The 13649-nt window shown below is 71.8% G+C and carries 11 protein-coding genes; all 11 read right to left on the reverse strand.

From position 1 onward, the window contains the following. Positions 1-17: 17 nt before the first annotated feature. Positions 18-1427 (reverse strand): DUF1552 domain-containing protein, encoded by a 1410-nt coding sequence (locus WMF14_RS41905; RefSeq protein WP_437795927.1) that lies wholly within the window; start codon positions 1425-1427, stop codon positions 18-20. Next, positions 1424-3145, reverse strand: coding sequence for a DUF1592 domain-containing protein (locus tag WMF14_RS41910; RefSeq protein WP_437795929.1), 1722 nt, complete (start codon positions 3143-3145; stop codon positions 1424-1426). Before WMF14_RS41910 ends, WMF14_RS41905 begins: the two co-directional genes overlap by 4 nt. 303 nt (positions 3146-3448) lie before the next feature. Continuing rightward, entirely contained in the window at positions 3449-4249 is an 801-nt protein-coding gene (locus WMF14_RS41915) for a BPTI/Kunitz domain-containing protein (protein ID WP_437795931.1), read from the reverse strand. Between the two features lie 184 nt (positions 4250-4433). Further along, positions 4434-5177 (reverse strand): hypothetical protein, encoded by a 744-nt coding sequence (locus WMF14_RS41920; protein ID WP_437795934.1) that lies wholly within the window; start codon positions 5175-5177, stop codon positions 4434-4436. Between the two features lie 63 nt (positions 5178-5240). Then, positions 5241-6095, reverse strand: a complete 855-nt coding sequence (locus WMF14_RS41925) for a hypothetical protein (RefSeq protein ID WP_437795936.1) — start codon at positions 6093-6095, stop codon at positions 5241-5243. After that, a complete protein-coding gene (locus WMF14_RS41930; RefSeq protein WP_437795939.1) occupies positions 6086-6709 on the reverse strand; it encodes an RNA polymerase sigma factor in 624 nt (207 codons plus the stop codon). Before WMF14_RS41930 ends, WMF14_RS41925 begins: the two co-directional genes overlap by 10 nt. Beyond that, positions 6706-7869: a hypothetical protein gene (locus WMF14_RS41935; RefSeq protein ID WP_437795941.1), complete on the reverse strand. Its 1164-nt coding sequence runs from the start codon at positions 7867-7869 to the stop codon at positions 6706-6708. The genes WMF14_RS41930 and WMF14_RS41935 overlap by 4 nt, the downstream gene beginning before the upstream one ends. 59 nt (positions 7870-7928) lie before the next feature. Next, positions 7929-8861, reverse strand: a complete 933-nt coding sequence (locus WMF14_RS41940; protein ID WP_437795944.1) for a BPTI/Kunitz domain-containing protein — start codon at positions 8859-8861, stop codon at positions 7929-7931. Positions 8862-9079: 218 nt separating this feature from the next. Next, complete coding sequence (locus tag WMF14_RS41945) at positions 9080-10795, reverse strand: metallophosphoesterase family protein (RefSeq protein ID WP_437795946.1); 1716 nt, start codon at positions 10793-10795, stop codon at positions 9080-9082. Positions 10796-10917: 122 nt separating this feature from the next. After that, a complete protein-coding gene (locus WMF14_RS41950) occupies positions 10918-12150 on the reverse strand; it encodes a c-type cytochrome (RefSeq protein ID WP_437795948.1) in 1233 nt (410 codons plus the stop codon). After that, positions 12147-13538, reverse strand: a complete 1392-nt coding sequence (locus WMF14_RS41955) for a DUF1501 domain-containing protein (protein WP_437795950.1) — start codon at positions 13536-13538, stop codon at positions 12147-12149. The genes WMF14_RS41950 and WMF14_RS41955 overlap by 4 nt, the downstream gene beginning before the upstream one ends. Between the last annotated feature and the right edge of the window lie 111 nt (positions 13539-13649).

Genomic DNA, 13649 nt, shown 5'->3' on the forward strand with positions numbered 1-13649 from the left:
TGAAATCTCTCGCCGGATCAGGCCTTGAGCTCGTCGAACTCGCCGGGCTCGCCGAAGGAGCCGAAGTTCGCTATCGGCCCCCCGCCCTCCTCGGTGCAGCCGACCGCGTTCGCGAACGTCGTGAGCAGCTTGTTGTGGGGCGCGTCCTTGTCCTGCACCGTGCTCGACTGCCGCGTCACCTTGATGTACTGCCCCGTCTTGAAGTAGCCACCGCAGCTCCCCGCGATGATGTACGGCAGGTCGCGGAAATCGTGGCGCTTGCCGTCGGAGAGCTCGTTCATGAACACGACGGCGCTGTTGTCGAGCACCGTGGCCCCACCCTCCTCGTAGCCCGCGAGCCGGTCGAGCAGATAGACATACTCGCCCACGTACCAGCGATCGATGTTGAAGAGCATCTCCTCGTAACCGTCCACGGCGCTCCCGGTGTCGTCGTCCCTCGTGTTTCCGTGGGAGAGCTTGTGGTGGTTGTACTCGTGGGCCATCCCATCCCACTTGAAGATGGGCCCCGCCGCGCCCGAGCCCCATTGCAGCGTCGCCGCCCGCGTCGCGCCGGTCGCGATCGCCAGCGCGAGGATGTCCATCTGCATCCGGCCGACCTTCTTGAACTCCGCGTCGAACGCCACCGTGTCCGGGTCGATCGCCTCGATCTCCGCCGCTCGCTCCGGCGAGAGCTCGCGCGGGATGATGCCCGTGCCGCCCATGCTCACCTCGAGGTCGCGCACCGTCTGGAAGTGCATCTCGAGCTTGTCGCGATCGGCCTTGCTGAGCTTCTTCTTGAGCAGCGCCTCGTACTCGACCGAGACCAGGTCGAGCACGCTCTCGCGGCGCTTCGTGAGCCGCACGAGCGCCTCCTCTTCGAGGTCCGTCCCGCCGACCAGGTCCCGGTACGCGAGCCACGGGTTGTTCTCGCCGCTGACCGGCGCCTCGCTGGCGGTGTACGAGATGTGCCCGCGCACGTTCGGCGTCTTCGACCCGACCATCAGCGTCAGCGCGGGCGTGCCCGGCGGGTTGAGCTTGTTCGCGATGAACTGGTCGAGCGAGATCCCCGCCGCGTACTGGCTGCCCTGGACGAGCGGCTGCGCCGTGAGCTTGCAGCCCATCCCCTTCGCGTGATCGTCGCCCGCGCTCGGGTCGAAGCCGTAGCCGCGCGGCGCCATGTGGATGCCCCGCGGGATCAAGAGCTTGTCCCGGTACGCGGCGAGGGGCGCTATCGCGCGCGTCGCCCCGAACGACGCGGCCGTCAGCGCGCCGTACTGCGTGCTCGGGAAGAACTTCGCCATGTTCACGCCGTTGCACATGAAGAAGGCGATGAACCGGCGCGGCGCGCTCGCCGGATCGGCCTTGGCGTCGCGCGGGCGCAGCGACTCGAGGAGCGGGAGGCCGAGCATCACCCCGCACGCGCCCCGCAAGAACGTTCTGCGATTCATTGGTCCACCTCTTCCACGGCCCGGTACCTGAACGTCTTCGTCTGCGTGAGCGCGACCAGCAGCTCCTTGATGTTGTACCCGGACGCGCCGAGCTTCGCGTCGAGATCGGCGATCGTGCACGCGTCCTCGCGCGAGAGCTGGCGTGCATTGCCGTAGCGGTACCAGTTCGTCAGATAACACCGCTGCGCGACGGGGCTCTCCGCGAGCTGCGTCGCGAGGTCCACGGCGCCGTCGAAGCTGATCTCACCGTCCCCGACGGCGATCGTGCCTGTCGCGTCGATCGTCTCGCCGTCCTCGTCGGCGCGGTAGCGCCCGACAGCATCGAAGTGCTCCAGCGCGAAGCCCGGGGGGTTGATCACGCCATGGCACTTGTTGCACGCGTCCGGCGACGTGTGCACCTCCACCTGGTCGCGCGTCGTCTTGATCTCGCCCTGGATGGGCGGCAGCGTCGTGTTGATGTTCGCCGGCGGGTCCGGGAGGTCGGTGCAGAGGATCTGGCGCTGGATGAACACGCCGCGGTGGATCGGCGAGCTCTTGTTGAAGAACGCGTGCGAGCTCAGGAAGCCGGCCTGCGTGAGGAGCCCCGCCCGCTCCGCCGGGTCGAGCGGCGTCTCCACGAGCTCGCTCGTGAACGACCCCTCGACGCCGTAGATCGGGGCGAGCTTGTCGTTCACGAAGCCGACGGGCGACGTCATCAGCGTCCTGAAGTCGCCTTCCATCTCGAGGACGACGTGCCGGATGAACTGCTTCGTCTCGCCCACCATGGCCGAGGACACGCTGGCGTCGAAGTCCTCGTAGAGCGCCGGATCCTTCGAGAGATCCGCATAGCGGCTCATGTGGAGCCACTGGGCGTGGAAGTCGTCCAGGGCGCTCGTGGCCTTGGGGTCGTCGAGCATGCGCCGCGCCTCGACCTCGATGCCCTCGGGCGTGCCCAGCGCGCCGCCCTCCGCCGCTTCGAGGAGCGCGTCGTCGGGCAGGCTGTTCCAGAGCAGGTACGAGAGCCTCGTCGCGACCTCGTAGGCGTCGAGCGGGATGATCCCCGCGCCGTCGAGCTCCTCGCTGAGCTCGATGCGATAGAGGAAGTGCGGCGACTGGAGCATCGCCTCGATGACGTGGCGCACGCCCTGCTCGAACGGCGTGCCCGCGTCGAAGAGGCCATTGCCGCGGGCATACGCGGCCACGTAGGCCTCCTCCTGCTCGGCCGAGAGCGGCCTCCTGTAGACGCGCTTGCCGAGCTCCCGGATGAACTGCCGGGCGCACGCCGCGCCGTCGCCCTCCGGCGCGCACGGCAGGATCTTGCCGAGCACGGCCTGGTCGACGACGGCGTCGGCCGCGATGGTCTCCGCGGCGCGGCGGTAGTCGCGGGCGAGGCGGTCGGAGACGAGGAGCCCCTTGGCGTTGTTGTTGAACCCCTCGAACGCCGGGTCGGCGAGGAACGCCGCCGAGGCCTTCATGTCCTTGCCGAAGAGGTCCCGGATGCTGTTGTCGTACTGCGCGTGCGTGAGCCGCGTCAGGCGCGGGGTCGGACCTGGCGCGGTGACGCCGGGCTCGCACTGGGCGCCGGGGTCGGTGCCGGGACCTGGGCCAGGACCGGTGCCGGCGCTGGTGCCGGGACCGTCGCCCGGATCCGATCCGCCGTCTCCCGACGTTCCCGAGCACGCGGCCGCGCTGAAGAGCGCGATGGCCGCGAGCAGCATCCTCGGGGTGCTTCGATTCACGGGCAGCTCCTTCGTGAATGAGGTCGAAGAAAGATGAATCTACGAGCGCTCCATGGGAAAGGCTATCGGGGCCACGCGTCCAGCGTCAATGCGAGGTGGCGGTGGAGCGGTCCGCTTCAGTTTCTTCAGTTTCCGTCCTTCCCGTCCAGTGCGCCAGAGCTGTTCACCGGAATCGGCGCAGCGCGGCCATTGACGCGCCGAGCCTCGAAAGGCGTCCAGGTGGGTACAGGAAAGTGCCTTATCTACGATTCAGAAGACGGCGCCTGACCGCGCACACCGGGAGCGCTGGTCGTTCCTGGTCGTTCAAGGTGTCGCGGGCATCCGAGGCTGACACCTGCCCGACGAGCAGACCGCCGTCATCCCGTCCGGGAACACGGGCGCGCACGGGGGGCACGCGCCCATGCCGGCGGGGCAGACCAGGGCATCGAGCTCCGCGCTCTGGCTGAGGGCGACGATGCCTGTCCCGTCGCACCCCTCGCAGCAGCCGAGGCCGTCGCGCAGGACGCAGTCCGAGTCGATCGCGCACTCTGTCAGCGGCGACTCGCGCACGTCGAGGACGACGCAGCGCCCCGCCTCGCACGTGGCGGTGAAGTACTGGGTCGTGCGCTCGGCCTCGGTGACCTCCGGGCACGCTCCGCACGCGACGCCCCCGCACCCTTTGATGATCTCGTCGAGCTTCGTCCCGGCGCGGTTGATGGCTCCGAAGTTCTCGGCACTGGCCGTATCACAGGCGCCGCAACAGCCCCGCGACACCAGGACGCAATCGCTCGGCGCGTTGCAGACGCCTATGTCGGGAAGCTCGCCCCGACAGGCCTCCTCGCACGCATCGAGGGAATCGAAGCGGTTCTCGTTGCCCTCGCAGCCGCCGTAGGTGAACTCCCTGCACGCGCCGGCGGCCGGGTCGTACCAGTATTTCGGGAACGCCGCGTCACACCGGCCCGGATCCGCCGGCAGCAGGCACCGGACGGGCAATTGCCCGTCGCCGCCAGCGCCGCCGCCGCCGGTCTCCGCAGACGAACCGCCGCCGCCCGGGTCCCCGCCGCCCGAGCCTGCGCGGTCCACCTTCCCGGAGCAGCCTGCGGCGAGCAGAAGGGATGTAAGCAAGCCAAGACCCAGGGATAAGCGCCGAGGCATGCAGGGCGAGTTGCAACGGGCATGCCCTGGGCGTCCGGCCGAGGCGACCGCTGATCTCGGCCCGGATCGCGCGGGTGCTGGGCCTCGGTGTGCCAGGCGGCGCGGCACACCATGACGGCGTCGTCGAGGGGACCGGTCCCTGAGCTGATCGCCGTCAGGGGTCGCGCGTCAGCCGGACGTTGTAGAGCTTGCTCCCGAACGTAATGCTGCCGTTCGCCTCCTGCTCGTCGATGGCAACATCGAAGCCGACCGCACTCTGCGCATCGACGGTGCACCCGGACTCACGACAATCGCAAATGAAGCTTCCACACAGCTCCAGGTATCCGCAGTCGGCGGGCTGCCCGCCCTGGTAGCAGACGTCGGGCCCCCCACTCCACCCCTCGTTGGGCATGCAGAGGTAGGTCTCTGAGCCAGGAGACACGGGGTACGACGCTTGAAGCTCGCACCATCCCTTCCAGAGCTCCCGGGGGTCGATGGAGAACAGCAGCCGGCGGTCGGTGAGCTGCGCACCGAACATGGTGAAATCGAACCCTTCGGAAGGCACGTGGGTATCGTATCGGTGGTCCGGGTCGGCGTTCGGGGGATAGCCCACGTCCGGATCCACGGGCGGGGGGACCGAGGCCCCCGCGCCGAAGCGCACCTTCCCCTGAATCGACGTGCCCTCCACGGTGTCGATGTCGAGCTGGATCACGTCCGTTCCCGAGGGGAATTGGTAGTTCTCGATATATCCCTCCCAGCGCGCGATGAGCAGCGCGGCCGCGCTGGAGTCGTTGCTGTCGGGGCTGTCGGGGCTGGGTTCACCGCCGCCAATGGGCCGGTCCTGCGACTGACAGCCGGTGTTCCCGAGCGAGGCAGCGGTGAAGAGCAACGCGAGCGCGACGCGAGTCGAACGATTCATGTGGTTCCTCCTGTCTCTTGCCGTCCATCGGTACATGGCCGGCGCGAGGAACATCCGTCTCTGTCAGTCGAGATTTTCTCGGAACGCGCATGATGCGCGGACGCGGCCCGCGTGCACCGAGCCCGTTGCTTCGCCGAGGAGCCGCTCGGCCTCCGCGCGCGCCTCCCGCGCCCGCCCCGCGGCGCAGAGGGCGAGCACGCGCGCGGCCATGCGCTCCTCGCGGAGCTGGCCCTCTGGAAACCGGGCGCCGAGGTCGTCGAGGCGCTCGAGCGCGGCCGACGGATCGCCGTCCCGCACGGCGTCCTGCGCCTCGCGCAGCAAGGCCATCTCCGCGGCGAGCGTGCTCGGCCTCGCCGGCTGTCCGCCGCGCGAGCGCGCCGGCTCGCGTTCGCCGCCACCTGTCGAGGGCGCTCGTGCGGCGTCCTCCGCGCCCAGGTCCAGCGGCCGCGGCGGTGCCGGCGCGACCGCGCGAGGGGCGCGCGGGCGCGGGGGCGCCGCCTTCGGCGCCGGCGCGGCCTCCGGAGCCGCAGCGGGCGGCGTCGCCGCGGGCGGCGCCACCGCGGGCGCGCTCGCCGGCGGCGCCGCGCTGGCCGGAGGAGGGGCGTCGACGGTCGCCCTGCCGGTGAAGAAGCCGCCGGCGAAGGCGACGGCGCCGATCAGCGCGCCCGCCGCGATCACCTTGCCCGAGAGCACGCCGCCGGCCGCCTTGCCCGCGAGGACGCCGCCGCCTGCCCCGCTGCCCGCGAGCGGCGGCGGGGGCGAGGTGGGCGCCTCCCCGGACGGCTCCTGCGGCGCGCCGACCGCCAGCTTGCCCGCGAGCGCCGCGCGGAGCCGCGCCTTGTCGGACGGCGCGAGCCCGTCCGCTCGGGCCGCCCTCAGGAGCGCGCGCGCCCTCTCGCCCGGATCGCTCATGGCCATCCGCCCCCGCTCCTCGCCAGCGCCAGCTCGAACTCGCGGCGCGCTACGCGCAGCCGCGAGTAGACCGTGTTCAGCTTCACGTCGAGCGCCGCGGCGATCTCCGGCGCGCTCATCTCCTCGATCTCCGCCATCACGAGCACCGCGCGCTTGTCGTCGTCGAGCGCCGAGAGGAGCGCGTCGACGAGCTTCAGCGCCTCGACCTGCTCGAGCCGCTCCGCCGGCCCCGGCGCGCGGTCCGCCACGCCGCCCGGCAGCTCCTCGAGCCCTCCCTTGCGCCGGACGAGGCGCCGGTGATCGCGCGCCACCCGGCAGAGGATCGCGAACAGCCACGCCTTCACGCTCGACCGCGGCTCGAACTCGCCGAGCCGCCGGTGGACCACGACGAAGACGTCCTGGAAGGCGTCGTCCAGGCTCGCCTCGCTGACGCCGAGCCGGCGCAGGTTTCGCCAGACGAAGTCGGCGTGCTCGTCGTAGAGCGCGTCGAAATCGAGAGAGACGGGCGCGTCGTGGACGCCAGGGTGCGGATCGAACACGGACCCCGCGAAGGGAAGCGCCGACGCGGGGGACGTCCTCGTCACGCGAAGTACATGGCCGGCGCCGTCTGGATCCGTCACGGAAATCGCACCTCGACCCCCAGCGAGGCGCGGAGCGTGGCGGCGGCGCTCCGGTGGACCGCGCCGATGCCGACGAGCACGAACCGATCCCGCGTCACCGGGAACGGGACGTCGATCGCGAGCGGGACGCGGATCTGGTCCGAAAGGGCGAAGCTCGCGAGCGCTCCGGGGTGCGGCGCGACCCAGAGCGCCCGGTTCGAGCCGGGCGACGCCGCGCCGAAGCTGGCCGCGCTCATGACGCCGACCTCGATGCCGGCGCAGGGCCCGAGCTCGAACGCGCGATAGCGCATGGCATAACAAAGGCGCAGCCCGCCGGTGATCAGCTGGACGTCGCCGCCCATCGTCGTCCGCTCGACGAACGCTTGCTGCGCGCCGAAGTACGTGCCGGACAGCTCGGCGCGGACGGCTCCGATCAGCACGCCTGCGGCGATGGCGGCGCCCGGGGCGACCGCCGGGAGCGAGGCGGTGTCGAGGACGCCGGAGGCCCTGAGCGTGCCGCGCAGCTCGAGGGGACGCGACGGGTGCTGCGCCGGGGCCGCGCTGGCCCCCGGCGGGGGCGAGACCGCGGGCGGCGCATCGGCGGCGGTGGGCGCATCCGGAGCAGCGTCCACCTCTGGATCCGCGCCGGCGCCTGGATCCGCGCCGGAGAGTTCGCCTGGCCCCGCGCCAGTGTCCGGATCCGCCGTCGGGGTGCTGCGGCTGGCTGCGTCGGGATCGATGGCGAGCGCGATGATCAGCGCCGCCGCGTCGGCGAGCTCGGCGCAGGTCTCGCCGTGGAGCTCGCGCGAGTGTGTCGTCTCGCCGAGCGTCGTCGTGAGGCGGAGGTCCCACGACCCGCGCTCGTTCCGGGACACCACCGCGCGCGCCTTCAGCGACGGCTCGCCGTTCGCCGCGGACGACCGCCCGAGGCGCTGCTCGATCTCGGCCAGCACGCGCCCTCGATCCGCGCATTCTCCGGGCGCGATCCAGTCGAGCTCGACGCCGCCCGCGCTCACCGCGATGTCGGCACGGGCATCCCCCGCCGCCGCGACGAACGCGGGCGCGGCGAGGAGGAGGATGGCCTTGGCGGCAGCGAGGAAGTCCCGCCGGTGGGGGTCGAGCGGGCCCATCACGTCTCGCGGATCGAGAGCGACGGTGGCGCCGGGCTCCTTCGCCCCCATCCTGCACGAACTGACCCAGGTTGGGGCCGACGGCGGCGCACGCAGGGCGCGCTTCTCGCTCAAGGTGTGGCGGGCATCTGCGGTTGACACCTGCCCGACGAGCAGACCGCCGTCATCCCGGGCGGGTACACGGGCGCGCACGGATTGCACGCGGCGCCGAGGTTGCCGGGACAGACCATGCCTTGGAGATCCGCGCTCTTGTTGAGGGCGACGATGCCTCTCCCGTCGCACCCCTCGCAGCAGTCGAGGCCGTCGCGCAGGACGCAGTCCGACGCGATCGCGCATTCTGTCAGCGGCGACTCGCGCACGTCGACGACGACGCAGCGCCCGGCCTCGCACGTGGCGGCGAAGTACTGAGAGCTGCGCTCGGATTCGTCGACATCCGGGCACGGCGCGCACGCCACCCCCTCGCACCCGGTGGCCATCTGGTAGTCGTGCACGCTCGCCCGGTTGAGCGCGACGAACGCGCGGGCATCGACGGGATCGCAGGCGCCGCAGCAGCCCGGCGATGCGAGGATGCAATCGCCCAGCGCCTCGCACGCATCCATGTCAGGAACGCCGCCCTGACAGGCCTCCTGGCACTGCTCGAGCGACTCGAAGCGATTCTCGTTGCCCTCGCAGCCGCCATAAGAGAAAGGGACGCACACGCCTGTTCGCGGATCGTGCCAGTAGCGCGGGATCGCGCCATCGCAGGGCCCGATATCCTGCGGCAGCGTGCATCGCGCGGGCAATCCCCCGCCGGCACCTCCCGCTCCGGCAATCCCCGCGCCTCCGGTCCCCGTGCCCGAGCCGGTCCCCGTGCCCGAGCCGGTCCCCGTGCCCGAGCCGGAGCCGCCGGTCCCCGCGACCGAGCCGGAGGCGCCCGTGCCCGCAACCGAGCCGGAGCCGCCGGTCCCCGCGACCGAGCCGGCGCCCCCCGGATCCCCGCCGCCCGTACCTGTGTGGTTCACCGTCCCGGAGCAGCCCGCGACAAGCAGAAGGGAGGTAAGCAAGCCAGGACCTAGGGGTAAGCCGCGGAGCATGTCACAGCATGTGGCAACCGGTGTGCCCACGACGTCGGGTCGATGGATCCGCGGAACGCCCGCGGAATCGAGGGGGCTGCAGGGCGCGGTGTGCCAAGCGGCGCGGCACATCATGACGACGTCGTCGAGGGGGCGACGCCCACCGCTTCGCGCGCGAAGCGTGGGAGACGTTATCCACCTCGCGCCGATCAGGACCGGGGATCGTCCAGATCGGCGGTGATCTCGAGCGGCGGCAGCTGCTCGCGGAAGAACGCGTTGTACTGGGGATCGTTGTACCGCTCGTACTCGATCGCGAACGGCGTCAGCTGGCTGACCCCGCCCTTGTACCGGATGGTGAGGGCCATCGGCGTGACCTCGCGGTAATTGCTGGTCGCTGGCAGGTCGTCGTTGGTCTTCCCGCCCGCGGAGAACAGGGTCAGCAGCACCCCGTCGGGGTCGTCGTGAACGACGCGGAAGCCCTCCGGGACGCGCTCGTGGCCGCGGATCAGCGTGGTACAGCCGAGCTTCTGCATGAAGCTCTTGAACTGCCGCTTGCCGAAGGGGAAGCGCGCCGTGGACCTCTGGAGCTCCGCGGGGATCGCGTCGACCTCGCTGGGGTCGCTCCAGAGCATCTGGAACCGGATCTCCGGGTCGTTGAGCGAGGACACCGACGTCCACCGGGCGGCGATGGTCTCGTCGCGCGGGATCCCCGCGTGGACGAAGAGGATCCGGTCGAAGACCAGCATGTTGGGGAGCGCTTCGAAGAGGCGCATGTAGGCGGCGAACACCTCGTTCGGGGCGATGGCCGCGAGCGAGCTCATCGCCTCGGAGGGCCGCACCGGCGCGAGGACGCGGCCGTTCAGCTCGACGTAGTACTCGTGATTGCCGCGCAGCACGAAGACGCTGTCGGGCGCGGCGAGGAAGAGCTGCATCACCGTGCGCAGGATGCCGTTGTAGCTGAACCTGCCGCGATCGATGTAGTCGCCCAGGAACACCAGCATCATCCGCGGGTTGTGCGCGGGATCGTCCCGGTGGGCCTGCACCTTGGCGAAGAAGTCGGCCTGCATCAGCGCCCCCTTGAGGCACGAGTAGCAGCCGTGCAGATCGCCGATGACCAGGAGCTCGACGTCCTCGGCGGGATCGGGCGAGGCGACGTAGACGTGGCCGTCGAGGAAGGGCGCCTGCCCGGCGAAGCCCGCGAAATCCGCCGCGCCGTCGAGCCGGCCCGCGCCGCGCGCGCGCTGCTCCTCGAGCTTCGCCTCGAACCTGCGCATCAGGTCCATGTCGACCTTGGCCTGCTCCGCGAACGTGGCCGGATCGCTCGCGTAGTCCCACTCGAACGCCTTGAAGAACGGGTGATCGACCTCGCGCGCCTGCTTGCGCGTGGCCGGATCGATCACGACCGCGCCCTGCTCGATCGTCTCGATGTCGACGTCGTCGATCTCGATCGGGGACGCCGACAGGAGCGACGACAGCTCGTCGCGGAAACGCTGCTCGTTCGGGTGGACGACGCCGTCGGCGAGCATGAGCTCGTCGACGGTCGCGAGCAGCGCCTTCCGGTTGTCGTCGTCGAAGCCGTCGAGGAGCTCGAAGCAGCGGAGCTTGATCTTGGAGAGGACGAAGTCCTTCGGGTCCTCTCCCTCGGCGACGCTCTCGGTGAAATGGCTCTGGATCTGGTGGTCGATCTCGGAGAAGACCTCGTGGAAGTGGCTGGTCCACCGGCCGACGACGTCCGGGTTCTCCTGCCCCTCGCCGCCGAGGGCGTCGCGCGCGCGCTGCCGCACGAGGTCGTGGATGTAGCCGCGAATGAAGGACTTCTCGGTCGGATCGAGCTCGCCGTCGATGTACCCGAACCCGGTGAGGTAGTAGATGATGGCGTGCATCTGCTGCTCTGCGACGCGCGGATCCGGGCTGAACGACATCATCAGGCAGCTCTCCTCTTCGCGATGGTGCCCCAGGGTAGCGCAAGACGGGCGCGCGGCGGCGGCGAGCGCGCCTCACGGACGCGCGGGCGAGCGCGCATCGCGGCCCCGGCGGCGAGCCGGCATCACGGCCGCGCGGGCGGCCCTGCGCGCCCGACGAAGGCGCGGATCCGCGCGCGGTCGGCCTCGGACAGCGTGTTTCCCGGGGGCGGCATATTCCGCTCGTCAACGACCCGGCGCGCGATGGCCTCGCGGAGCGAAGCCCACGCCGCGGGCGTGGAGAGGTCGACGCCGCCCTCGCCGCGCGGGCGGTGGCAGCGCGCGCACGCGCGGGCGAACACGGGCGCGATCTCGCCCCAGGCGGGCCCGGCGTCGTCCTCTGCGGCGAAGCGCCGGAGGGCGCCCGACGCGAGCAGCCACACGTCGCCGCTCGGCGAGCCGGCGAGCCTGCCGCCCTGCGGGAGGCGCGCGCCGCGGGTCTCGCGCGCGCCGGCCTTGTCGAGCACGCCGAGCTCGTCGCCGTCGGCGAACCACGCGCGGTCGCCGGAGACGGCGAGCCCGTGGAGCGCGGCGCGCGCCCGGAACCGGAGGCGCAGGACGCCGGCGCCGTCCTCCGCGTAGAGCGCCTCGGGCGTCGCCGCGAGCAGCGCGCCCGCGCCGGTCAGGGCGAGGAGCGGCGCGGCGCCGTCCGCCGGGAGCGGGTACGATCGCAGCGCCCTCGTGGCCACGTCGAGGGCGCCGAGCCCATCGCCCCCGGCCGCGAAGGCCACGCGCCCGGCCCCCGCCGCGAACGTCGCGAGCGGGCCCGTCGCGTAGCGCGTGACGGTCTCGCCGTCCGCCACCGCGATCTCGCGGTCCAGCGCGAAGGTGGCGCCGCCCTCGCCGAGGCCGATCGCGGACCGCACCGCGGCGCGCTCGAGGCCGTAGCGGTCGGAGACGACCTCGAAGGTCCCCTGGCCCGGGAGCCGGAGCAGCCGGCCCTCGGCGTCGACGCCGACGATCCACGTGCCGTAGCCGTCGGGCGCGGGCAGGGCCGCGGCGCTCACCCAGCGGTGGGGCGCGCGCTCCACCCTGGCGAGGGCGCCGTTCACGAAGACGGCCGCGGCGCCGTCGTGGAACACCACGACGCGGCGCCCGTCGTCGGCGACCGCGCGCACCGGGCCGAGCTCCCCCGAGGACGGCCACGCGACCTCGCGTACGACGAGCGGCGGGAGGGGTGCCGCGGCCTGCGCCGCGCATCCGGCGAGCGAGAGCGCCAGCGCGGAGGACGACAGCGCCAGCGCAGACCGCGAGAGCGCCAGCGCAGGCGACGACAGCGCCAGCGCAGCGGCGGACGCCGCTCGGCGGAGGAGCGTCACGGCGACCGGAGCAGCTCCGGCACCACCTCGCCGTCGCGCAGGTGCTCGCGCGGGGAGATGCCGAAGGCGAACAGGAAGGTGGCGAGCAGGTCCGGCGGGGCGATCGGCCGCGGCCCGCCCTGGAACGTCTTCGCCGGGACCGGCAGGAGCTGCTCCGGGTCGGTCTTGCCGAACGCGAAGCTCCCGCGGAAGCGCGGGGAGATCACCATGGCGGAGTTGTTGGGGTAGTGGTCGCGGCCCATCGCCGTGTTGAGCTGGGGCGTGCGGCAGAAGTCGCTCGTCACGAGGATGTGGGTGTGATCCGAGAGCTTCTTGCCGGCCCGGGTCGGGTGCGGGGTCTTGTCGAGCGAGCCGAGGAGCGCGGCGATCAGGTCGAAGAGCTCCTGCTGGGTGGCCGCGTGCTGGCGGTAGGTGCTCGTGTGCGTGTCGAACCCGCTGCTCGAGAAGCTCACGCAGCGGACCACGTTCCGCCGCATGGCCTCGATCGCGAACGCGGCGTTGACGGCCGCTTGCCTGGCGAAGCGGGCCGCGTGGTTGAACTCCGGGTGCGCCTGGATGAGCTTGCCCCTGGAGAACACCTCCTGGAGGCCTGCGCTCAGCATCTTCCCGAGGCCTTCCGCCTGGATGGCGAAGCTGTGCAGGGCGTCGGTATGGCTGGATCGCGCGGCGAGGGAGCTGGCTTCCTCGGAGAGGAGCGCTGTCACCGCGGCGCGGTCCTCGTCGGTGTCGTAGTGGCGCGCGCGGAACAGCGAGCGGCTCAGGGTGCCGATCTCCCCGACCATGAGCGGGACGGCGCGCCGATCGAGGCGGTCGCCGACGAACGCGGACGGGAACTGGACCGAGACGACGGGGAAGGTCTGGCTCGCGCCGAGCTCGCTCCCGCAGATCGCGTCGACGCTGGAGGCCACGGTGCGGCCGCCGCTGAGGTGCCGTCCCGTCGTCGAGAAGGCCGTGCCGTCGGGGTGGCTCACGGTGTTCATCGCCAGGCCGTTGAGGATGCACAGCCGGTCGTGCATGTCCGCGAGGGCGCCGATGCCCGGGCCGAACGCGAGGCTCGATCCCTTGGGCGTGATCGGCGCGAAGCTCTTCGCGCTGCCGGCCGCGGGCGCGTCGACCCAGAGGCGGAGCCCCGCGGTGTCGGTGTTGTCGGTCGTCGCCGGGCTCACGAGGCCCCTGGCCTCGTTCCGAGGATCGGCCCAGAGCGTCACGTCCCAGCCGCCGGACGCGTGGATGAAGAGGAAGAACTCATCCTCCGCGGCCTTGCCCTGCGCGGCGAGCACGCGCGCCGGCAGGCCGAGGACGCCGGCGAGCGCCGCGCCTGCAGCGGCCTCGAGCAGCGCGCGGCGCGGGACGGCGAGGCGGCGGGGGCAGGGGGCGTGGCGAGGCATCGTCCGTGCTCCTCAGGATACCCTCCGGGGCCGCGCGCGCCCGCACGACATTGCCGTCGAACGCGACGGCCATCGCGAGCACCGGCGCTACACGAGCGAGCTCATCGGGGA

The sequence above is a fragment of the Sorangium sp. So ce693 genome (assembly GCF_051521375.1).
Taxonomy (GTDB): domain Bacteria; phylum Myxococcota_A; class Polyangia; order Polyangiales; family Polyangiaceae; genus Sorangium; species Sorangium atrum.

Excerpts from the sequence above, each read along its gene's own strand:
- WMF14_RS41955 (WP_437795950.1), bottom strand. The coding sequence starts at position 13,538 with ATGCCTCGCCACGCCCCCTGCCCCCGCCGCCTCGCCGTCCCGCGCCGC.
- WMF14_RS41905 (WP_437795927.1), bottom strand. The coding sequence starts at position 1,427 with ATGAATCGCAGAACGTTCTTGCGGGGCGCGTGCGGGGTGATGCTCGGC.
- WMF14_RS41920 (WP_437795934.1), bottom strand. The coding sequence starts at position 5,177 with ATGAATCGTTCGACTCGCGTCGCGCTCGCGTTGCTCTTCACCGCTGCC.
- WMF14_RS41925 (WP_437795936.1), bottom strand. The coding sequence starts at position 6,095 with ATGGCCATGAGCGATCCGGGCGAGAGGGCGCGCGCGCTCCTGAGGGCG.
- WMF14_RS41935 (WP_437795941.1), bottom strand. The coding sequence starts at position 7,869 with ATGGGGGCGAAGGAGCCCGGCGCCACCGTCGCTCTCGATCCGCGAGAC.
- WMF14_RS41945 (WP_437795946.1), bottom strand. The coding sequence starts at position 10,795 with ATGATGTCGTTCAGCCCGGATCCGCGCGTCGCAGAGCAGCAGATGCAC.